Source organism: Halorubrum distributum JCM 13561 (genome assembly GCF_000337395.1).
In the GTDB taxonomy this organism is placed as follows: domain Archaea; phylum Halobacteriota; class Halobacteria; order Halobacteriales; family Haloferacaceae; genus Halorubrum; species Halorubrum distributum.
The window spans coordinates 142,675-162,242 of the sequence record NZ_AOJF01000038.1; the positions used below are offsets into that span (position 1 = coordinate 142,675).

General features: G+C 69.9%; 20 protein-coding genes and 1 pseudogene. 11 read left to right on the forward strand and 10 right to left on the reverse strand.

Annotation, left to right across the window (positions count from 1 at the left end):
* Positions 1–11: 11 nt before the first annotated feature.
* The 5 genes from hemL to C470_RS09395 form a co-directional block, all read right to left on the reverse strand.
* Complete coding sequence (hemL, locus tag C470_RS09375; protein ID WP_008366826.1) at positions 12–1,349, reverse strand: glutamate-1-semialdehyde 2,1-aminomutase; 1,338 nt, start codon at positions 1,347–1,349, stop codon at positions 12–14.
* A 120-nt stretch (positions 1,350–1,469) separates the two neighbouring features.
* Positions 1,470–3,149: an ammonium transporter gene (locus C470_RS09380; RefSeq protein WP_004599341.1), complete on the reverse strand. Its 1,680-nt coding sequence runs from the start codon at positions 3,147–3,149 to the stop codon at positions 1,470–1,472.
* A gap of 497 nt (positions 3,150–3,646) precedes the next feature.
* The gene (gene radA / locus C470_RS09385; RefSeq protein ID WP_004599342.1) at positions 3,647–4,678 is read right to left on the reverse strand and encodes a DNA repair and recombination protein RadA; all 1,032 of its coding nucleotides are present in this window, start codon (positions 4,676–4,678) and stop codon (positions 3,647–3,649) included.
* A 182-nt stretch (positions 4,679–4,860) separates the two neighbouring features.
* Positions 4,861–5,361 carry a hypothetical protein gene (locus C470_RS09390; protein ID WP_004599343.1) on the reverse strand — a complete coding sequence of 167 codons (501 nt, stop codon included), beginning with the start codon at positions 5,359–5,361 and terminating at the stop codon, positions 4,861–4,863.
* Between the two features lie 55 nt (positions 5,362–5,416).
* A complete protein-coding gene (locus tag C470_RS09395) occupies positions 5,417–5,887 on the reverse strand; it encodes a hypothetical protein (protein WP_008366829.1) in 471 nt (156 codons plus the stop codon).
* A 189-nt stretch (positions 5,888–6,076) separates the two neighbouring features.
* Here C470_RS09395 and C470_RS09400 point away from each other — a divergent pair, with 189 nt between their 5' ends.
* Complete coding sequence (locus tag C470_RS09400) at positions 6,077–8,287, forward strand: ATP-dependent DNA helicase (RefSeq protein WP_008366830.1); 2,211 nt, start codon at positions 6,077–6,079, stop codon at positions 8,285–8,287.
* 102 nt (positions 8,288–8,389) lie between these two features.
* Here C470_RS09400 and C470_RS09405 read toward each other — a convergent pair whose 3' ends face one another.
* On the reverse strand, positions 8,390–8,749 hold the full coding sequence (locus C470_RS09405) for a DUF7473 family protein (RefSeq protein ID WP_004599346.1): 360 nt from the start codon (positions 8,747–8,749) through the stop codon (positions 8,390–8,392).
* 114 nt (positions 8,750–8,863) lie between these two features.
* Complete coding sequence (locus tag C470_RS09410; protein WP_004599347.1) at positions 8,864–9,424, reverse strand: TATA-box-binding protein; 561 nt, start codon at positions 9,422–9,424, stop codon at positions 8,864–8,866.
* Positions 9,425–9,508: 84 nt separating this feature from the next.
* Between C470_RS09410 and C470_RS09415 the strand changes: the two genes are divergently transcribed.
* On the forward strand, positions 9,509–10,600 hold the full coding sequence (locus C470_RS09415) for a THUMP domain-containing protein (RefSeq protein ID WP_049908677.1): 1,092 nt from the start codon (positions 9,509–9,511) through the stop codon (positions 10,598–10,600).
* A gap of 105 nt (positions 10,601–10,705) precedes the next feature.
* Positions 10,706–11,830 carry an ORC1-type DNA replication protein gene (locus C470_RS09420; RefSeq protein WP_004599349.1) on the forward strand — a complete coding sequence of 375 codons (1,125 nt, stop codon included), beginning with the start codon at positions 10,706–10,708 and terminating at the stop codon, positions 11,828–11,830.
* 8 nt (positions 11,831–11,838) lie between these two features.
* On the opposite strand, the gene C470_RS09425 is transcribed toward C470_RS09420, so the two are convergent.
* Entirely contained in the window at positions 11,839–12,099 is a 261-nt protein-coding gene (locus tag C470_RS09425) for a hypothetical protein (protein ID WP_004599350.1), read from the reverse strand.
* A gap of 99 nt (positions 12,100–12,198) precedes the next feature.
* Between C470_RS09425 and rpiA the strand changes: the two genes are divergently transcribed.
* Positions 12,199–12,933 carry a ribose-5-phosphate isomerase RpiA gene (gene rpiA / locus C470_RS09430; RefSeq protein WP_008366835.1) on the forward strand — a complete coding sequence of 245 codons (735 nt, stop codon included), beginning with the start codon at positions 12,199–12,201 and terminating at the stop codon, positions 12,931–12,933.
* An 86-nt stretch (positions 12,934–13,019) separates the two neighbouring features.
* Here rpiA and C470_RS09435 read toward each other — a convergent pair whose 3' ends face one another.
* Positions 13,020–13,187: a DUF1931 family protein gene (locus C470_RS09435; RefSeq protein ID WP_004047560.1), complete on the reverse strand. Its 168-nt coding sequence runs from the start codon at positions 13,185–13,187 to the stop codon at positions 13,020–13,022.
* A 328-nt stretch (positions 13,188–13,515) separates the two neighbouring features.
* Here C470_RS09435 and larB point away from each other — a divergent pair, with 328 nt between their 5' ends.
* The 3 genes from larB to C470_RS09445 all read left to right on the forward strand — a co-directional run bounded on the left by larB (position 13,516) and on the right by C470_RS09445 (position 14,934).
* Positions 13,516–14,268, forward strand: coding sequence for a nickel pincer cofactor biosynthesis protein LarB (gene larB / locus C470_RS09440; RefSeq protein ID WP_008366838.1), 753 nt, complete (start codon positions 13,516–13,518; stop codon positions 14,266–14,268).
* Positions 14,269–14,401: 133 nt separating this feature from the next.
* Positions 14,402–14,554, forward strand: coding sequence for a DUF7563 family protein (locus C470_RS16120; protein WP_004599353.1), 153 nt, complete (start codon positions 14,402–14,404; stop codon positions 14,552–14,554).
* Positions 14,555–14,685: 131 nt separating this feature from the next.
* Positions 14,686–14,934 carry a GIY-YIG nuclease family protein gene (locus C470_RS09445; RefSeq protein WP_004599354.1) on the forward strand — a complete coding sequence of 83 codons (249 nt, stop codon included), beginning with the start codon at positions 14,686–14,688 and terminating at the stop codon, positions 14,932–14,934.
* Positions 14,935–14,949: 15 nt separating this feature from the next.
* Here C470_RS09445 and hisG read toward each other — a convergent pair whose 3' ends face one another.
* Positions 14,950–15,840, reverse strand: coding sequence for an ATP phosphoribosyltransferase (hisG, locus tag C470_RS09450; RefSeq protein ID WP_008366840.1), 891 nt, complete (start codon positions 15,838–15,840; stop codon positions 14,950–14,952).
* Positions 15,841–16,238: 398 nt separating this feature from the next.
* Here hisG and C470_RS16225 point away from each other — a divergent pair, with 398 nt between their 5' ends.
* The 4 genes and pseudogenes from C470_RS16225 to C470_RS09465 all read left to right on the forward strand — a co-directional run.
* On the forward strand, positions 16,239–16,418 hold the full coding sequence (locus tag C470_RS16225) for a hypothetical protein (protein WP_162471266.1): 180 nt from the start codon (positions 16,239–16,241) through the stop codon (positions 16,416–16,418).
* A gap of 49 nt (positions 16,419–16,467) precedes the next feature.
* Positions 16,468–18,522, forward strand: a complete 2,055-nt coding sequence (gene uvrB, locus C470_RS09455; RefSeq protein ID WP_008366841.1) for an excinuclease ABC subunit UvrB — start codon at positions 16,468–16,470, stop codon at positions 18,520–18,522.
* Positions 18,523–18,642: 120 nt separating this feature from the next.
* Positions 18,643–19,173: a hypothetical protein gene (locus C470_RS09460; RefSeq protein ID WP_004599358.1), complete on the forward strand. Its 531-nt coding sequence runs from the start codon at positions 18,643–18,645 to the stop codon at positions 19,171–19,173.
* 75 nt (positions 19,174–19,248) lie between these two features.
* Positions 19,249–19,568 (forward strand): annotated as a pseudogene (locus C470_RS09465) (hypothetical protein); the annotation flags it as partial.

Sequence of the window (19,568 nt, forward strand, 5' to 3'; positions counted from 1 at the left end):
TTTAGCCGCCGTCAGATCGCCTCTCGGTACGCCTCCAGCGTCCGCTCGACGTCCTCCTCGGTGTGCGCGTAGGAGGTGAACTGGCACTCGAACTGGTTCGCGGTGAGGAACACGCCCTGCTCTTTCATCTCCTGCCAGAACACGCGCTCCCAGCGGTCGGTCGCGGCCGCGGCGACGTCCGCGCCCGTCTTCGGGCAGTGGTCGTACCGGGCGCAGTCGGGGTCCTGTCGGCAGCCGCCCGCACAGCAGTCGTCGACGTCGGCGGGCGCCTCGCGGGTGAAGATCGTCTTGAACATCGAGTCGGTGCCGACGACGGTGTACTCCGGCGCGCGCTCGGCGCAGATCTCCGCGATCCCCTCGCGGAGCTGCCGCCCGAGGCGGTTGACGTGCTCGTACACGTCGTTCTCGGCGGCGTACTCCAGTCCGGCCTTCCCCGCGGCCATCGTCACCGGGTGGCCGGAGAAGGTGCCGGACTGGAACACGTCGCCCGCGGGCGTGAACCCCTCGATTATCTCCGCTTTCCCGCCGATCGCGCCGACCGGGAAGCCGCCGCCGATGATCTTGCCGAACGTCGTCACGTCGGGGGTGACGCCGAACTTCGACTGCGCGCAGCCGAGGCCGCCCACCCGGAACCCGGTGATCACCTCGTCGAAGACCAGGAGCGAACCGTGGTCGTCACAGAGGTCGCGCAGCGTCTCGTGGTAGCCGTCGATCGGCGTCACGATCCCCTTGTTGGCGAGGATGGGCTCGACGAGGACCGCCGCGATCTCGTCGCCGTGTTCCGCGAACACCTCCTTGGCCGCTTGGGGGTCGTTAAACGGGATCGGGAGGGTGTGCTCGGCGAACTCGTCCGGGATCCCCTTCGTGGAGGGGTGCGCGTCCCCCGGCGACCCCTCGACGAGCGTCGACTCCTGCGCGCCGTGGTAGCCGCCCCGCATCACGACGATCTTGTCGCGGTCGGTGTGACCGCGCGCCAGCCGGACCGCCGAGACGGTCGCCTCCGTCCCCGAGTTGACGAACCGGATCGACTCCACGCTGGGGACGTGCCGCGCCACGAACTCCGCGTGTTCGACCTCGATCGCGGTCGGCGCGCCGTACATCGGCCCCTCCGCGACGTGCGACTGGACGGCGGCCTCGACCGGGTCCGGGAGATCGTGGCCGTACAGGAGCGGCCCGTACCCCATCACCCAGTCGACGTATCGGTTGCCGTCGGCGTCGATCACGTGGCCGCCGTCGCCGCGCTCGATGAAGAACGGGTGCGGCATCGTCGCCCGGACCGAGGAGTTGACGCCGCCCGGCATGACCGACAGCGCGCGGTCGTACAGGCCGCGCGAGCGCTCGTGGTTCATACCGATCGGTTGGGTCGGCGGGCTGAAAGTAGTTGCCGAACCGGGCGGCCCGATTCGGCCGCTCAAAAGGAACCGCGTCGGTTCGCGCGCTACGCGCCTCCACCGTCTCCGGTCCGGTCGCTACACCGCCTCCGGGCCGGTCACGCCCGTGCGGACCTGGAGCGCGTCCTCGACCGGCATGACGAACACCTTGCCGTCGCCCGGCTCGCCGGTCTCGGCGGCGTCGGCGATCGCCTCCGCGACCTCGTCGGCCGGGATGTCGGCGACGACGACCTCGACTTTCACCTTCTGGTGGAGGTCGACGGTGAACTCCTCGCCGCGCCACTGACCCTTCTTCGCGGGCTGGCTGCCGCGCCCGGAGACGTTCGTCACGGTGAGCGAGGGCGCGTTGATCTCCGCGAGCGCCTGCTTGATGGCTCCGAGCTTGTCGGGGCGGACGACCGCGGTGACCATCTTGATCTCCGCGCCCGCCTCCTCGCCGCCGTCGGCGCGGGGGGACCCGTCCGTGGTGTCGACGACGGCGGAGCCGCCGTCCGTCGCGACGTTCGCGCGGCCGAACTCGGGGTACGTCTCGACGCCGTGTTCGCTGACGTCGAGCCCGTCGCGCTCGTGTTCGGGGGTGACGCGTGCCTGCCCGACCGCCTTGAACAGGCCGAAGACGGCCGCCGTCGCGACCACGGTCCAGCCGGCGATGACGACCACGCCGATGACCTGCGAGACGAGCACGTCGACGGAGAAGCCGTTGATGCTAACGAACGGCAGCGCGAGCACGCCGAGGACCCCGGCAGAGCCGTGGACCGGGAACACGGCGCAGACGTCGTCGATCTTCATCGTGTCCGAGACGAACTCGAAGACCAGCGGGAGCTGGAGGCCGCAGAGGAGCCCGACCGCGATAGCGCCCCACCAGGTGGCGAGGTTCGCGATGCCGGTCACGCCGACCAGCCCCGCGAGCAGCCCGTTCGCGACGTACAGCGTGTCGACCTTCTTCGAGAGGGCCACCGACGCCAGCGCGGCGCCGACCCCGCCGGCGGCCATGCCGAGCGTCGTGGTGAGCGAGACGCGGCCGACCGCGGCGTAGCCGCCGAGCGCGAGCTCGCCGGACTCGGTGACCGAGAAGACGGTCGCGGTGGTGCCGACGTTGAAGCCGTACCAGCCGAACGCCAGGATAAGGGTGCCGAGCACCGCGAACGTCATCGAGTGGCCGGGGATGACGTTCGAGGAGCCGTCCTCGGCGTAGCGGTCCATCCGCGGGCCGAGCACGTACGCAGCCGTGAGGCCGGCGATGCCGCCCATGCCGTGGACGATCATCCCGCCCGCGAAGTCGGTGAAGCCGAGCCCGGCGCCACCGAGGAAGCCGCCGCCCCAGGTGATCCCCGCGACGACCGGGTAGATGACCGCCGAGATGGCGAACGTGTACGCCACGTACGCGCGGAGCTTCGCGCGGCCGGCGACCGCGCCGGAGACGATCGTCGCCGCCGTCATCGCGAAGACGGCGCCGAACAGCCAGCTGTTGACCCAGCCGCCGTCGCCGAGCGCGGACGCCGCGGAGAAGCCGGCGCCGCCGGCGATCCCCTCGACGCCGAACCCGATCAGGAAGTAGACGAGGACGCCGACGCTCCACGTCAGCAGGTTCTTGGTGAGCTGGTTGGCGACGTTCTTCGCGCGCACCTGCCCCGCTTCGAGCATCGCGAAGCCGGCGTGCATGAAGAAGATGAGGAAACACACCACCGCGACCCACATCAGGTTCACGCCCTCGGCGAGGACGCTCGGGTCGATCGAGGCGAGCACGCCGCCCGTCACGCGTCCGCCACCTCTACTGAACGACTGTCCGGTTCACGCTTCGTTTCGCTCGTGTTCATGTGCTGAATCACGTTTCGACTCCCGGGAACGGCTATACATAAACGTTAGAGTTGAGTTTCACAAAAAATCTACTTGATAATACAGTGCGCGTCCGATATAAGGAGATGTCTATGGAATATAAGGTCGTTTCTTCGAGGATTTCGCGGCAATCGTTGCGCTCGAAGCGGACGGGCGTTGTGTAAAATTTCTATCCGTTCCGTCGTGATCCCCCGCCGACGGCCGCTCTGCGCCCGTGCGCGGTCGGTTCTGGCGAGTATTGCCACGCCGCCCTCTCGCGATTCGTCGTCGTACGGGGCGTCCTCCGCGAATTCGGACGGCTGGAGGCTTCTCGATGAAAATTGACGTTCGTCAACCCGATATCCCGTTCGACGGACGATTCGATCGATCGGTAGCCGTTCGACACGATCACCGATCGACTAACGTCGGCGAAACCTCGCTTACTCCGGTTTCAGCCCCTCGTTCTGGACGCGCATCACGGCCTCGCCGTCGGCGAGATTCGGCGCGTCGACGAGGCGGACGATCCGCTTGTCGCCCTTCGACTTCCGGAGGTAGATCCGGAAGGTGGAGGCGTGGCCGAGGATGTTGCCGCCGATCGCCTGGGTCGGGTCGCCGAAGTAGGAGTCGGGGTTCGACGCGACCTGGTTGGTGACGAGGATGGCGGTGTTGTACAGGTCGCCGAGCCGCATCAGGTCGTGGAGGTGCTTGTTGAGCTTCTGCTGGCGCTCGGCGAGCTCGCCGCGGCCGACGTACTCCGCGCGGAAGTGCGCGGTGAGCGAGTCGACGCAGACGATCCGGATCGGCCACTCCGTCTCCTCGTGTTCGCCGGCCAGCTCCTTCGCCTTCTCGGCGAGCAGGATCTGGTGGTTGGAGTTGAACGCCTTCGCGACGTGGATCTGGTCCAAGAACGCGTCGACCAGGTCCTCCAAGGCCTCCTCGTCGTTCGGGGTGCCCTCGATCTCGCGGCGCTCCATCTCGTCGGCGAGGATCTCGTCGTCGAGCCCGCGGACCATATCGTCGATCCGCTCCGGGCGGAACGTGTCCTCGGAGTCGACGAAGATGCAGCCGCCCTCCAGCCCGCCGTTCTCCTTCGAGAGCTGGACGTTGACGGCCATCTGGTGGGTGACCTGCGACTTCCCGGAGCCGAACTCGCCGTACACTTCCGTGATCGACTGCGTCTCGATGCCGCCGCCGAGCAGGTCGTCGACCTCGTCGATCTGCCAGGAGAGCTTGCCGATCTCCTGGCGACGTTCGAGCACGGTCGCGCCCGTCTCGAAGCCGCCGACGTCGGCGGCCTCGCGTGCGGCGTTGATGATGTCGCTGGCGGACGACTCGCCGATGTCGGCGGTGTTGGACATCTCGCCGGGGCTCGCGACCGCGATCGACTGGTAGCTCTCGAATCCGTTGTCAACGAGCTTGTCCGCGGTCGCCGGGCCGACGCCGGGGAGGTCCTCGAGTTCGTCTTCAGGCATGTACACGAGGCTTGTTCCCCATCCCGTATAAAGACTGGTTTACACCCCAGTGAAAGTGAAACGCGCGCGGCGTCATCGCTCGGTCGTGGCTCGTCATCTCTCGTAACGCCTCGCCGGAATTGCCCGTCGGACCGCGCGGTGAAACTGGTCCGGCGGTCCGAAAAAACCCGGATTTCAGTCCCTCAGAACCCGACGCGGCGGACGTAGTCGAGGTCGCGGATCTCCACGAGCAGGTCGCCCGACAGGTCGGCGTCGGTGATCACGTACAGCTTCGGGTCGTCGGTGAACTCCGGGTCCTCGCTCAGCACCTGCCGGATCGAGACGTCGCGGTCGGCGAGGATGGACGTGACTTCGGCGACGATCCCGGCCTCGTCGGCGGCCGCGACCTCGATGGTGAGGACCGTGAGGTCCAAGACCGGGGCGAGATCCATCAGGCTCGGGATCGACGAGATGTTGGTGAAGATGCGCTTCAGTTCGGGGTCCGCCAGGATGGCGTCCGTCGTCGAGTCCACGACGCGGCGGTCGACGTCGAGCTCGCGCGCGATGCCGGTGTAGGGGATCTCGATCCCGCCGGAGACGACCCGCCCCTCCTCGTTGACCGAGAAGCCGCGCTCTAAGAACAGCCGGATCACCGCCTGCTGGCTGGGGGACCCCTCGAACTTCTCGAGGATCTCGTCGAACATTCGTTGCTACGGATCCGCGACGCGAGGGGTTAAAAAACGGGGTTCCGCCGCGGCGTCAGTCCGTCGTCGCCGCGTAGACGCCGCCGAGGACGGCGCCGTAGACGACGTGGCCGACGAGGCTCTCGACGCCGACGTTCGGCAGCGGCGGCGCGCCCGGGAACCCGACGGCGCCGAGCCAGATCGGCATCGCGACCACGGCGAGCGCGACCCAGACGAGGAGGCCGTAGCCCGCCCCGACGCCGAGGCCCGCTCCGACCGAGTCGCCGAGGTCGGGCCGCAGTCCCGCGACCGCGGCGAACCCGAGCCCGATGACTGCGCCGTGAGACATGTGGATCGCCCAGCCGAGGGCGCCGGCGGGCCCCTCGATGCCGTACATCGCCGGGATCGCCATCCGCAGCACGCCGGGGGTCATCGCGGACATCATCGCACCGAAGACGAGGCCGCCGACCAGTCCGCCGGCCACGCCCGCCTTCCAGTTCCCAGTCTCCGTCGATACGTCGGTCGAAGTTACGGTTTCGGTCGCCATCTCGGTTCAGTGGTCGCCCGAGAACCGGTAATGTATGCCGGAATAATGCGGTCGCGGCGCACTGGCCCGGTAGTTATTTATAATAACTGAGGTTATTTCCCCGGATCAAATCATCGACACTCAGCGCCGTTCGACCACTTCCGCCCCGCCACCCGACTCCTTTTGACCGGTGGCGCCGAACCCCATCCCGTGTCAGAGTCGCCGCACCTGCGGTTCTTCCCGTACGAGGAGCCCTACCCGAACCAGCGCGAGGCGATGGACAGGGTCGCCAACGCGCTGGACCGGGGTCAGGACGTGCTGTTCGAGGGCGCCCCCGGAACGGGCAAGACCCTCTCCGCGCTCGTGCCCGCGCTCGAACACGCCCGCGAGCACGACCGCACGGTCGTTATCACCACCAACGTCCACCAGCAGATGCGGCAGTTCGTCGAGGACGCGCGCGCTATCACCCGCGAGGAGCCGATCCGCGCGGTCGTATTTAAAGGAAAATCGTCGATGTGCCACATCGACGTCGACTACCAGGAGTGTCAGACCCTCCGGGACACCACCCGCGAGATGGTCGAGACGGAGAGCGAGGTGCGCGAGCTGGAGTCGCGCCAGCGCGAGCTGCTGGCCGAGAGCCGCGAGGGCGACGCGGGCGCCGCGGAGGCCCGCGAGGCGATCATGGAGGAGCTCGACGAACTGGAGGCCGAGGTCGACGAGTACGAGACTGCTAACGTCTGCGAGCACTACCGCAACAACCTCACCCGCGACACCGACGAGTTCTTCGGGTGGCTCTTCGAGGACGTCCGGACCCCCGACGACGTGTACGAGTACGCCGACGAGCGCGAGCTGTGCGGCTACGAGCTGCTGAAGGAGGGGATGGAGGGGGTCGACCTCGTCGTCTGCAATTACCACCACCTCCTCGACCCGAACATCCGCGAGCAGTTCTTCCGCTGGATCGACCGCGACCCGAGCGAGATAATCACCGTCTTCGACGAGGCGCACAACATCGAGGACGCCGCCCGCGACCACGCGACTCGGACGCTGACCGAGAACACCCTCGACGCGGCGCTCGACGAGCTGGCCGACAGCGACGACTCCCGCGCCGAGCCAGCCGAGAACGTCCTCCGGGCGTTCCGCGACGCCCTCGTCGAGACGTACGAGGACGGGCTCGGGTTCGGTGGGGTCGACGAGAACTGGGAGGACGTCTCGGTCGCCAACGACGACCGCCGCGACGACCTCACGCTGGCGTTCCTCCGCAACTACGAGGGGCGGGGGATCGACACCGAGACCGAGCTCGCCGTCCAGCTCGGCCAGGCGATAGACGAGGAGTACGAGCGCCGCTACCGCGACGGGGAGGCGACCACCCGCTCGGAATCGCAGACGCTCGCGGCCGCCCGGTTCGTCGCGACGTGGATGGACGAGGGGGCGGAGTTCGGCCAGTACCCGGTGGTCTCCGTCCGGCGCGACGCCGGCACCGACGAGGTGTACGGGCGGGCGGAGCTGTACACCTGCATCCCGCGGAACGTCACGAGCGAGCTGTTCGACGAGGTGGCCGCCTCCGTCCTGATGAGCGCGACGCTTCGCCCCTTCGACGTGACCGAGGACGTGCTGGGACTGGAGGACGTCGCGTCGATGGCCTACGAGATGGGCTACCCCGAGGCGAACCGCCGGACGTTCGCCGCCGACGTGCCGCCGCTGTTCGCCTCGGACCGCAACGACCCGGAGACGCAGGCGGCGGTGTCGTCGCTGCTCCGCGACGCGATCCGATTCACGCCGGGCAACACGCTCGCCTTCTTCCCCTCGTACGCGGAGGCCGAGCGTTACCACGAGCGCCTCACCGGTGCGGGCGGCGGAAGGGACACGAGGGACGGGTCCGGAGCTGGAAAAAACGCTGACATCGGTCCGATCCACCTCGACGGGCCGGGAGAAGACGAGGAGCGGCTCCGCACCGAGTTCGTCGCGGGCGACGGCGCCGCGCTGTTCACCTCGCTGTGGGGGACGCTCGGCGAGGGGGTGAGCTTCGACGGCGACGACGCCCGCACGGTCGTCGTCGTGGGCGTCCCGTACCCGCACCTCTCGGACCGGACCGAGGCGGTCCAGGACGCCTACGACCGGGCGTTCGCGGACCGCGACCGCTCCCGCGACCCGGGGTGGACCTACGCCGTCGAGATCCCGACGATCCGCAAGACGCGGCAGGCGCTCGGCCGGGTGATCCGCGGCCCCGACGACTTCGGCGTGCGGATCCTCGCGGACCGCCGCTACACGACCGCCGACATGGGGAAGTACTCGGTCCGCTCCGCCTTCCCGCCCGAGGAGCGCGAGGAGCTGCTCGACGTCGACCCCGAGAAGCTGAAGTTCGCGATGCTGAACTTCTACCAAGATCACGACGCGTACGACGGGCCGCCGCCGTCGCCGTGAGGCAGTCGCTCGCGGGGACCGCCGTCGTCGTGCGGCGATCGGGAGCAGGAACCGCCGTCGTCGTGCGGCGATCGGGAGCAGGAACCGCCGCCGTCGCCGACCCTACCCCGGCATCGACGCGAGCAGGACCGAGGCCACGAGCAGGAGCCCGCTGAGCAGCGTCGTGACCACGACGTGGATCAGCGTCATCACGGCCACGGCCCGCCGGGGCTGCTCGTAGCTCCACCAGAACATCGTCCCGTCGACGAGGAGCGCGGCGAGGAGGATGAGCGCCCCGGGGAGTTCGAACGCGTTCCCGACGACGCTTATCACCGCGGGCAGCGGGCCGATGTAGAGGGCGCGCCGCGGGTCGACGTCCCCGAGGACGTTCCGGGCCGCGATGTGCGCGGTGAGAGAGAGGAACAGCGCCAACAGGACGGTCGTCCCGAGCACGGAGACCGGCGTCACCGTCTGTAAGAGCATGGTCGGTCTACGGGACGAGGGGTAAAAGTGGCCGCGGAACGCGCCGACGGTGTCGCGTCCGCGTCGGGGCCGCGACGTTCTCCCGTCCGATGTGGTCCGTTTCGGTCCGCGGCGTTACTCCAGCAGTCCGAGCCCGTTCAGCTCCTCGACGATCACGTCGACGGCGGCCGCGGCGTCCTCGGGGCTCGTGCCGCCGGTGACGACCACCTTGCCGCTCCCGAACAGCAGCGCGACGACCTCCGGCTCGTCGAGCCGGTAGACGAGCCCGGGGAACTGCTCCGGCTCGTACTCGATGTGTTCCAGCCCGAGGCCGATCGCGATCGCGTTCAGGTTCAGGCTCTCGCCCAGGTCGGCCGAGGTGACGATGTTCTGGACCGTTATCTCCGGGTCCTCGATCGGGATCTGGAGCGCGCGGAGCTCGTCGAAGACGATGTCGAGGCTCTCGTGGACCGCCTCGATCGAGTTCGCGCCGGTGCAGACGATCTTCCCCGAGCGGAAGATGAGGGCGGCCGACTTCGGGTCGGTGGTGCGGTAGACGAGCCCGGGGAACTGCTCGGGGTCGTAGTCGGCGCCCTCGAGGTCCATCGCGACGCTCTGGAGATCGAGCTCCTGTCCGATCCCCGTGGAAGCGACGACGTTCTCTACGGTGATCGTCTCCTTCGGGTCGGCCGTCATTACCTCTATTCTCGCCCGAACGCCGTAAAAAGGTGGCTGGTCGGAACCGCCACGCTATTGGCGCCGCCGCGCGGAGCGGGCGGCGTGTACTGGCTCGAACTCGCCGGCGAGACCGACGCCTTCGCCGCCCGCGAGGCCGCGACCGCCGCCACCGGCGTCGACCTCCTCGCGCCGGGGATCGCGCGCACCGGCGGGATCGACCGCGCCCGCGTCCGCCGGCTCGCGTACACCCGCGCCGCCCACGAGGCGGTCGCGCGGACCGACGCCGACGTCGACGCCGCGGCCGCCGCGCTCCGGGCTGCGACGTTCGACCGCTCCGGGAGCGTCGCGGTCCGCGCCCGGAACGTCCGCGGGACGGCCGGCGTCTCGACCGAGACGGCCGAGCGCGAGCTGGGTGGCGTCCTCGTCGACCGCGGGTTCGACGTCGACCTCGACGACCCCGACCACGTCCTCCGCGCGCTGTTCGCGGCCGGCCCTCGCGCCGAACACGACGCCGTCGTGGGCGCGGACGGCGGCGACGCGGACCTGTGCGCGCTCGGCTGGGTCGCGGCCGAGGCCGCCCGCGACTTCGCGCCGAACCCCACCGACCGCCCGTTCTTCCAGCCGGGGAGCATGGCCCCGGCGGACGCCCGCGCGTACGCCAACCTCGCGGGCGCCGCCCCCGGGCGGACCCTGCTCGACCCGATGTGCGGTACCGGCGGCCTCCCGCTGGAGGCCGGCCTCGTCGGCGCCGACGCCGTCGCCTGCGACGCGCAGGCGAAGATGGTCCGCGGCGCGCGGGAGAACTTCCGCGAGTACCTCGGCGCTCCCGGCACCGACGACTCGCCCGACTGGCACGTCGCGCGCGGCGACGCGACCGCGCTCCCCGTCCCCGACGACGCGGTCGACGGCGTCGCGTTCGACGCCCCGTACGGCCGGCAGTCGAAAATCGCGCGCCACGAGCTGGCGGACCTCGTCGCGGGCGCGCTCGCCGAGGCCGCTCGGGTCGCGCCGCGAGCGGTGCTGGTCGCCGACCGCGACTGGCGCGCCCCCGCTCGCGAGGCCGGCTGGACCGTCGACGCGGCGTTCGAGCGTCGGGTCCACCGGTCGCTGACGCGCCACGTGCTGGTGTTGCGTCGCGGCGACGCGGCGGGGGACGGAGGGGTTGCGACCGGGATCTCGCCGGAGCGAGAGTGAACGCTCGATCGGCGGAATCGCTCCGATCGACCGCTCGCGCGACAAGTTTCAGTTTCGCTCCGGCACCGGGCAACGGTTAAGTGCGCGGCCTCTCGTGGTACTCGCATGACCGGGGACGCCGGGGACATGCTCTCGTGGGACGAGTCCGTGTTCCGCGACGAGTCGGTGTTCGAGATCGACCACGTCCCCGAGACGTTCCGCCACCGGGAGAGCCAACTGGAGAACCTGAAGTACGCGCTCCGCCCCGCGGTCCGCGGCTCTCGCCCCCTCAACACGATGGTCCGCGGCCCGCCGGGGACGGGGAAGACCACCGCGGTCCAGAAGCTGTTCGGCGAGCTCGGGGCCCGGACCGAGGTGCGGACGGTGCGCGTCAACTGTCAGGTCGACTCGACGCGCTACGCGGTGTTCTCCCGGCTGTTCGAGGGGATATTCGAGTATGAACCCCCTTCTTCCGGCATCTCCTTCAAGAAGCTGTTCGGCCAGATCACCGACCGGCTCGTCGAGGAGGACGAGGTCCTCGTCGTCGCCTTGGACGACGTGAACTACCTCTTCTACGAGAACGAGGCGTCCGACACGCTGTACTCGCTGCTCCGCGCCCACGAGGCCCACTCGGGCGCGAAGATCGGCGTGATCGTCGTCTCCTCGGACCTCGGCCTCGACGTGATCGACGACCTCGACACCCGGGTCCAGTCCGTCTTCCGCCCCGAGGAGGTGTACTTCCCCGTCTACGACGCGACCGAGATCTACGACATCCTCGCCGAGCGCGCCAAGCGCGGCTTCCACGAGGGGGTCATCGGCGACGCGGAGCTGGAGCGCGTCGCCGACCTCACCGCCGACAGCGGCGACCTCCGGGTCGGGATCGACCTCCTGCGCCGGGCCGGGCTCAACGCCGAGATGCGCGCCTCGAAGACGGTCTCCGAGGAGGACGTCGAGGACGCGTACGACAAGTCGAAGCACGTCCACCTCTCGCGGTCGCTCCGCGGCCTCTCGGAGTCCGAGCGCGACCTCGTCCGCGTCCTCGCCGAACACGACGGCGAGCGCGCGGGGGCGGTGTACGACGCCTTCAACGACGAGACCGACCTCGGCTACACGCGCTACTCGGAGATCATCAACAAGCTCGACCAGCTCGGCGTGATCGACGCGGAGTACGCCGACGTCGACGGCCGCGGCCGCTCGCGGGAGCTCTCCCTGGCGTACGACGCCGAGGCGGTGCTTGACCGGCTGGAGTAGGCGGCGACCTACCTCTCGTCGTCACCGCGCGCCGTCTCGTACCCAGTCGCCCACGCGAGGGCCCCGACGGCGAGGATCGCGACGGTCTCTCGATCCGACCCGACGAGGGACTGCGCGACGATGGAGACGGCCCCGACCGAGACGGCGACGTACGCGCCTTCCGGGACCGCGAAGGGGAGTCGACCGCGCGACTGAAGCGCCGCGGTCACGAACATCGCACCGAGGAGCGTCAGGCCGAACACCGGGAGGACAGCGGTTGCCGAGGACATACTTCCGACTGATCGCGTCGCGAGTAATACATTTCGGCGGTCGCGCGGTCGGAGCGAACCGCCGACGCCTTTTCAATAGCTCCGCCCGCACCTCGTCGCATGAAGACGAGCGGCGGGAGCGACGCGATGAAGCGGCGCGCCGGCGAGTCGGCGGCCGAGGCTGTCACCGACGGCGACGTGGTCGGACTGGGGACGGGGTCGACGGCGGCGCACGCGATCCGGCGGCTCGGCGACCGGGTCAACGCCGGCCTCGACGTCCGGGGCGTTCCCACCTCCTTCGCGAGCCGCGAACTCGCCGCCGAGGAGGGGATCCTCTGCCTCGACCTTCCCGAGGCGGTCGGACCGGACGGGCCGGGGATCGACCTCGCCATCGACGGGGCGGACCAGGTGGCGACCGGGAGCGATGGGGCGGACGACCCCGTCTCCGGCGGCGCACTTATAAAAGGCGGCGGCGCGGCCCACGCCCGCGAGAAGCTCGTCGACGCCGCGGCGGACCGCTTCCTCGTGGTCGCCGATCCATCGAAGGAGTCGCCGCGGCTGGACCGGCCGGTTCCGGTCGAGGTCCTCCCCGCGGGGCGGACCGCGGTCGCCGCGGCGGTCCGAGAGGCGGGCGGCGAGCCGACGCTGCGGCGCGCGGAGCGGAAGGACGGTCCCGTCGTAACCGACAACGGGAACCTCGTCCTCGACTGCGAGTTCGGCGAGGTCGCCGATCCGGCCGCGCTGTCGGCGACGCTGTCGTCGATCCCGGGGGCCGTCGAACACGGCCTCTTCGTCGGGCTGGCGGACGAGATCCACGTCGGGACGGAGTCGGGCGTCCGGGTCGACGAGGTCTGAAACCGCTGAATCACGGCGCCACGGCCGACAGTGCCGCCGCTCGGCGGACAGCGTCCAAATAAAATGGAACGGAAACGAGTTCCGTCTTAGAGGTCGCGCGGCTGGACCGTCTTCCGGTCGTTGGCCTCGGCGCGGCGCGCGGCGTCTTCGAGCAGCTCGTCCACTTCGTCGTCCAGCGCGTCGTAGAAGTCCGAAGCGACGTTCTTGTCGTCCAGGGCTTCCTTGACGGCCGCTTTGACAATGAGGTCTGCCATGCGATCGGGCCTACCCGGTGATGGTTAATAAGAGTTCCTGAATTCGCCCGCGAGGGGCGCCGTAAAGCCGGTTCGCGGGGGGCTGCGAACATAGTCACTTATAAATCTTGTGAGATTATCGTCGCCGCCCCGGAGCGAACGCGCTCCGAACCGCCCTCGGCACCGCCTCGGACTCGCTTCGATCGGGCCGCGTCCCCCGCCGCGTGGCGCTCGCGGGTGCGCTCCGGCCCGCGATTCGGCTTCGCGCGCGGCGCTCTCTCGCGGCGAACCGACAGGTTCGACCGGCTCCCCCGCCGACGGTGCGGCATGCGAGAGACGTTAGCGGCGCTTGAAGNTTGAAGCGGGCGAGATCGGCGTCGAGGAGGCGGAGTCGCGGCTCGCGGGCTACGCGACGACCGAGGCCGGGCGGTTCGACGCCGCCCGCGAGCGGCGGCGCGGGATCCCCGAGGCGATCCTCGCGGAGGGGAAGACGCCCGCGGAGGTCGCCGCGCTGGCGACGACGGCGCTTGACACCACCGGCCGAGCGCTGGTGACGCGCGCCGACGAGGCGACGGCGGCGGCGGTCGCGTCGGTGGTCGGCGACGGCGACCCGGGCGCGACGGTCGACCGCGACGACCGCACGGGGTCCGTCGTCGCGCACGCGGGCGACTTCGAGCCCCCGTCGCTCGACGCCGCGGTCGCGGTCGTGGCCGCCGGCACCGCTGACGCGCCGGTCGCCGGCGAGGCGGCGGTCGTCGCCCGCGAGGTCGGGGCGACGGTCGACCGGGTCGACGACGTCGGCGTGGCCAACCTCGACCGGATCCTCGATCAGGTCGACCGGATCCGCGAGGCAGACGTCGTCGTCGTCGCGGCCGGCCGCGAGGGCGCGCTCCCGACCGTCGTCGCCGGCCTCGTCGACGCCCCCGTGATCGCCCTCCCGGTCTCGACCGGCTACGGCGTCGGCGGCGAGGGGGTCGCGGCGCTGGAGGGGGCGCTCCAGTCGTGTTCCGTGCTCACGACCGTCAACGTCGACGCCGGTTTCGTCGCCGGCGCGCAGGCCGGCCTGATCGCCCGCGCGGTCGACGCGGCGCGCGCCGAGTGAGGCGACCGGGCCCCGCCGAACGCTCCGCTCGGCGGACCGGCTCGAAGGAGCGAATACCGGCAGCCGACGGGGTCGAAAAAGGGTATTTGTTCGTTGAGTCCGTATGGTAGTTGCCGACGCACGTCGGCAACACATGCCACGCTGTGACCACTGCGGGTCGCACGTCTCGGACCGCTTCGCGCGGGTCTTCGCGGACGAGCACGGCGACCTGAACGCGTGCCCGAAGTGCTCCGCGAACGCGGGCATCGCCGAGGTGTCTCGCGAGCGGACGCGAACCGGGGACTGACCGGCGAAACGCCGATCGGAGACCGAGCGCACGGAGAGCCGCAGCTCCGTCTCGTCTTCGGTTCGGGCACCTCCCCGATCCGACCCGGGCACATCCGTACCCACTTTGCGTTCGCGCCCGGACGGCCGGCCGTGGCCGACCACTACGTGTACGTGATCGAGTGCGCCGACGGCACCCTCTACACCGGGTACACGACGGACGTCGAGCGCCGCGTCGCCGAACACGACGCCGGAGAGGGCGCGAAGTACACCCGGGGTCGGACCCCCGTGACGCTGCGGCACGTCGAGTCGTTCGACTCGCAGTCGGCGGCGATGTCGAGAGAGTACGCGATCAAGTCGCTGTCGCGCGCGGAGAAGGAGCGGCTGATCGACGACGGGTAGGTCCGCGTCCCGGAGTTACTCGACGAGGCGTTCGATCTCCGTGACGAGGATCCCGGTTGCGCCGACCGAGCGCAGCTCGGAGATCGTCTCGAACACGTCGCGCTCGTCGACGACGGCGTGGACCGCCACCATCCCGTTGCCGTTCTCGTCGGCCTCGACGTCCATCACGGTCGGGCCGCCGAGCCCGGGAATCACGTCCTTCACGTCGTCGAGCCGGTCTTTCGGCGCGTTCATCATCAGATAGCGCCGGCCGTCCGCGGCGAGGACGGACTCGAAGGCGGTCAGCACCTGCTCGACCTTCGGGTCGTCGACCACGTCGGGGCGGGCGAACAGCCGGACCGAGGAGTCGAGCACGTCGTCGATCACGGCCAGCCGGTTCACCTTCAGCGTCGTCCCCGTGGAGGTGATGTCGACGATGGCGTCGGCCATGTCGACGTGCGGGGTGAGCTCCGTCGCGCCCGTCACGGTGACAACGTCGGCGTCGACGCCCACCCGGTCGAGGTAGTCGCGGGTGACGTTCGGGAACTCGGTGGCGACGGTCCTCCCGGCGAGGTCTTCGACGGCCGCCACGTTGCCGTCCTCGGGCGCCGCGAGGACGAGCTTACAGGAGCCGTACCCCAGGTCGAGCAGGTCGACGAGGTCGTCGCCGTCGGCGGACGCGGCGTCGTCCGCCACGCCGCCCGACTCGGCGGCCTGGTCGAGGCCGGTGACGCCGAGGTCCGCGGCGCCGTCGCGGACGTACTCGGGGATGTCGGCCGCCCGCGCGAACAGCACCGTCACGTCCTCGTCGACGGTGTCGGCGTACAGCTGGCGGTCGGCGGTCTCCTCGACGTGGAGCCCCGCGCGCTCCAACAGCGAGAGCGTCGGCTCGTGCAGGCGGCCCTTGTTGGGGACGGCGATGCGCATACGCCACGACTCGCGGGGACAGGGGGAAACGTTTTCGTCCGGAGCGCGAGGCGGGTGTCGACGCGAGACCGTTTATAAACAAACGCGGTGGCGCGTGCCTCCGAGCGCCCTGTGGGCGCGAGGAGCACGCGCGAGGGAGTCGCGAACGCCCGCAGGGCGTGAGCGACGAGGCTGGGGAGGTGTGAGGTGCGGTTGCGGTTGCTGTGCGGGGCGGGACTCAAAGGGGCAGTCGCGAGGCGGGCGCAGGCGACGCCAGCACCGCAGCGAAGGAGCGAGCAGCGCGAGTGACTGAGCGAGGCGCGCAGCGAGCGTGCGCCCGCCTCGCGACTGGGGCTTTGGAGGTGTTCGCCGACGATCCACTGTTGATCATTTATAAGCAAGCGGCTGGGGATTTGACGGTGTCCACCGACGATCCGCTGTTGATCATTTATAAGCAAGCGACCGGGGCTTTGGCGGTGTTCTCCCTAGCGGTAACCCTGTACGTCCGAGCGACTGCTGTTTCAGGAGCCTCCGTCACGCCACTGGGAGCGATCGGGTATTCACAGCCGGCCGAACCGCTGAGATTTCCGGCAGGATAAACGACGTAGCCGCGCCGCTCAAGTGCCTCGCCGCCCAACGACGCGTATCGTGAGCGACGCCGACTCCCCCCTCTCGGAGGACCGCCCGACCGTCGACCGCCCCCTCCGCGTCGACGCCCCGTTCGAGCCCGCGGGCGACCAGCCCGAGGCGATCGAGCAGCTGGTCGAGGGGTTCGAGTCGGGCGCGGAAAAGCAGACGCTGCTCGGCGTGACGGGCTCCGGGAAGACCAACACCGTCTCGTGGGTCGCCGAGGAGCTGGACCAGCCGACGCTCGTACTCGCCCACAACAAGACGCTCGCGGCCCAGCTGTACGAGGAGTTCCGCGAGCTGTTCCCGGACAACGCCGTCGAGTACTTCGTCTCCTACTACGACTACTACCAGCCGGAGGCGTACGTCGAGCAGACGGACACGTTCATCGACAAGGAGATGTCGATAAACGAGGAGATCGACCGCCTCCGCCACTCGGCGACGCGCTCGCTGCTCACCCGCGACGACGTGATCGTGGTCGCCTCCGTCTCGGCCATCTACGGGCTCGGGGACCCGCAGAACTACCGCGACATGGCCCTCCGTCTGGAGGTCGGCGAGGCGGTCGGCCGCGAGGAGCTGCTCACCCGGCTCGTCGACCTGAACTACGAGCGCAACGACGTGGACTTCACGCAGGGCACGTTCCGCGTCCGCGGCGACACCGTCGAGATATACCCGATGTACGGGCGCTACGCGGTCCGCGTCGAGCTGTGGGGCGACGAGATCGACCGCATGATCAAGGTGGATCCGATGCACGGCGAGGTCGTGAGCGAGGAGCCCGCCGTCATGCTCCACCCGGCGGAGCACTACTCGATCCCCGACGACAAGCTCGAACAGGCGATCGCGGAGATCGAGGACCTGATGGAGAAGCGGGTCAGCTACTTCGAGCGACAGGGCGACCTCGTGGCCGCCCAGCGCATCGAGGAGCGCACCACCTTCGACATCGAGATGCTCCGCGAGGCGGGCTACTGCTCGGGGATCGAGAACTACTCCGTCCACATGGACGACCGCGAGTCGGGCGACGCCCCGTACACGCTGCTGGACTACTTCCCCGACGACTTCCTCACCGTCGTCGACGAGTCCCACCAGACGATCCCGCAGATCAAAGGGCAGTACGAGGGGGACAAGTCGCGCAAGGACTCGCTCGTCGAGAACGGGTTCCGGCTCCCGACCGCCTACGACAACCGCCCGCTCACCTTCGAGGAGTTCGAGGCGAAGACGGACCGCACGCTCTACGTCTCGGCGACGCCCGGCGACTACGAGCGCGAGACCTCCGACCGGATCGTCGAGCAGATCGTCCGCCCGACCCACCTCGTCGACCCGAAAGTGGAGGTGACGGGCGCGACCGGGCAGGTCGACGACCTCCTCGAACGCGTCGACGAGCGGATCGAGCGCGACGAGCGCGTCCTCGTCACCACGCTCACCAAGCGGATGGCCGAAGACCTCACGGAGTACCTCGAGGAGGCGGGCGTCGACGTGGCGTACATGCACGACGAGACGGACACCCTCGAACGCCACGAGATCATCCGCGACCTCCGCCTCGGCAACATCGACGTGCTCGTCGGCATCAACCTGCTCCGCGAGGGGCTCGACATCCCGGAGGTGAGCCTCGTCGCCATCCTCGACGCCGACCAGGAGGGGTTCCTCCGCTCCACCACGACCCTCGTCCAGACGATGGGCCGGGCCGCCCGCAACGTCAACGGCGAGGTCGTCCTCTACGCCGACGAGGCGACCGACTCGATGGAAGAGGCCATCGAGGAGACCCAGCGCCGCCGCGAGATCCAGCTGGAGTACAACGCCGAGCACGGCTACGAGGCGACCACCATCGACAAGCCGGTCAGCGAGACGAACCTCCCCGGGTCGAAGACGGACACCTCGTCGGTCAGCGTCGGCGACGTGGAGAGCGAAGACGAGGCGAAAGCGCAGATCGAGGCGCTCGAAGACCGCATGGACGAGGCCGCGAGCAACCTGGAGTTCGAGCTGGCGGCCGACATCCGCGACCGGATCGCGGAGCTCCGGCGCGCCTTCGAGATCGACGCGGGCGACGAGGGCGTCCCCGCGCCGGCGATGGACGAGTAGCGGCGCACGCGCCGACGAGCGCGGCGAGCGGCCCCGTCGCCCCGACGCCGCCGCTCCGATTCTCACGCCGCGTCACCGTGGCGACGGGGTTTTTTACCTCGCTGCGTCGCAGTCGGGCACGTGTACCGTCGCGCGGTCGTCGCCGGCGCGCTCGCCGTCGCCACCGGCGGGTGCGTCGACCGCCTCCACGACGTCGCCGCCTCGACCCCCGGCGACCTCGGCGTCCGGAGCCGCTACGTCGACGGCAACCCGATGGTCGACGAGCGCAGCGTCCTCGCCCGGCCCGAGGAGCTGTTGACGCACGCGGCCTCCTTCCGCTCGGCCTCGTCGGCCCGCGGCGCGCTCAAGCCCGACGCGACCGAGTCCCGTGAGTTCGTCGAGCGAACCGACTTCGTCGACGACGGCGGCGACGCGGTGCTGGTGATCGCCCAGCGGCTCACGGCGCCCGAGGTCCGCCTCCGCCTCGGCGGGATCAGTCGCACGGGCGACCGCTCGCTCCGGATCGCCGTCGATCAGACCGGGGTCCGCGGCGAGATCGATCCCGACGAGCCGGTCGCGAAGACGCTCCTGTTGCGGCTCACCGACGAGCGCGGCCCGCCGAAGCGCGTGATCGTCGTCATCGGCGACGGGCGCGCCGGAATCACGGTGTGAGCGCGACCGGTCCGAGACGCCGCGTCCCGGCCCGGTCCCGCGATCGTTTTGTGCCCGGAACGCCTCCGGCCGTCCATGTCACTCCGCAGTCGTCTCCTCGGATCGGCCCTCCTCGTCGTCGGCGTCGCCGCGATCGCGGCCACGGTTTCCCTCGCCCCCACGGTCCCTCCGGAACCGGCGGCCGACTCGGTGTCGCTCATCGCTCCCACCCCGTACTCGTTCATCGCCACTCCGCCTCTCCTCGCGGTCGGTTCGGTGCTTCTGGTCGGTGGGGCCGCGGCGCTCGCGGGTATCGACCTCTCGGCGCGTGCGGCGCTCCTCGCACCCGCGGTCGGTGGGGTCGCCGCCTTCGCGTTCGTCGTCGGCGCGGTCACAGCGCCCGCGGCGGTCCTCCC

What these genes read in the sequence shown, in the direction of transcription:
- hemL (WP_008366826.1), bottom strand. Translation starts at nt 1,349, where the DNA reads ATGAACCACGAGCGCTCGCGCGGCCTGTACGACCGCGCGCTGTCGGTC.
- radA (WP_004599342.1), bottom strand. Translation starts at nt 4,678, where the DNA reads ATGCCTGAAGACGAACTCGAGGACCTCCCCGGCGTCGGCCCGGCGACC.
- C470_RS09390 (WP_004599343.1), bottom strand. Translation starts at nt 5,361, where the DNA reads ATGTTCGACGAGATCCTCGAGAAGTTCGAGGGGTCCCCCAGCCAGCAG.
- C470_RS09395 (WP_008366829.1), bottom strand. Translation starts at nt 5,887, where the DNA reads ATGGCGACCGAAACCGTAACTTCGACCGACGTATCGACGGAGACTGGG.
- C470_RS09405 (WP_004599346.1), bottom strand. Translation starts at nt 8,749, where the DNA reads ATGCTCTTACAGACGGTGACGCCGGTCTCCGTGCTCGGGACGACCGTC.
- C470_RS09410 (WP_004599347.1), bottom strand. Translation starts at nt 9,424, where the DNA reads ATGACGGCCGACCCGAAGGAGACGATCACCGTAGAGAACGTCGTCGCT.
- C470_RS09420 (WP_004599349.1), top strand. Translation starts at nt 10,706, where the DNA reads ATGACCGGGGACGCCGGGGACATGCTCTCGTGGGACGAGTCCGTGTTC.
- C470_RS09425 (WP_004599350.1), bottom strand. Translation starts at nt 12,099, where the DNA reads ATGTCCTCGGCAACCGCTGTCCTCCCGGTGTTCGGCCTGACGCTCCTC.
- rpiA (WP_008366835.1), top strand. Translation starts at nt 12,199, where the DNA reads ATGAAGACGAGCGGCGGGAGCGACGCGATGAAGCGGCGCGCCGGCGAG.
- C470_RS09435 (WP_004047560.1), bottom strand. Translation starts at nt 13,187, where the DNA reads ATGGCAGACCTCATTGTCAAAGCGGCCGTCAAGGAAGCCCTGGACGAC.
- C470_RS16120 (WP_004599353.1), top strand. Translation starts at nt 14,402, where the DNA reads ATGCCACGCTGTGACCACTGCGGGTCGCACGTCTCGGACCGCTTCGCG.
- hisG (WP_008366840.1), bottom strand. Translation starts at nt 15,840, where the DNA reads ATGCGCATCGCCGTCCCCAACAAGGGCCGCCTGCACGAGCCGACGCTC.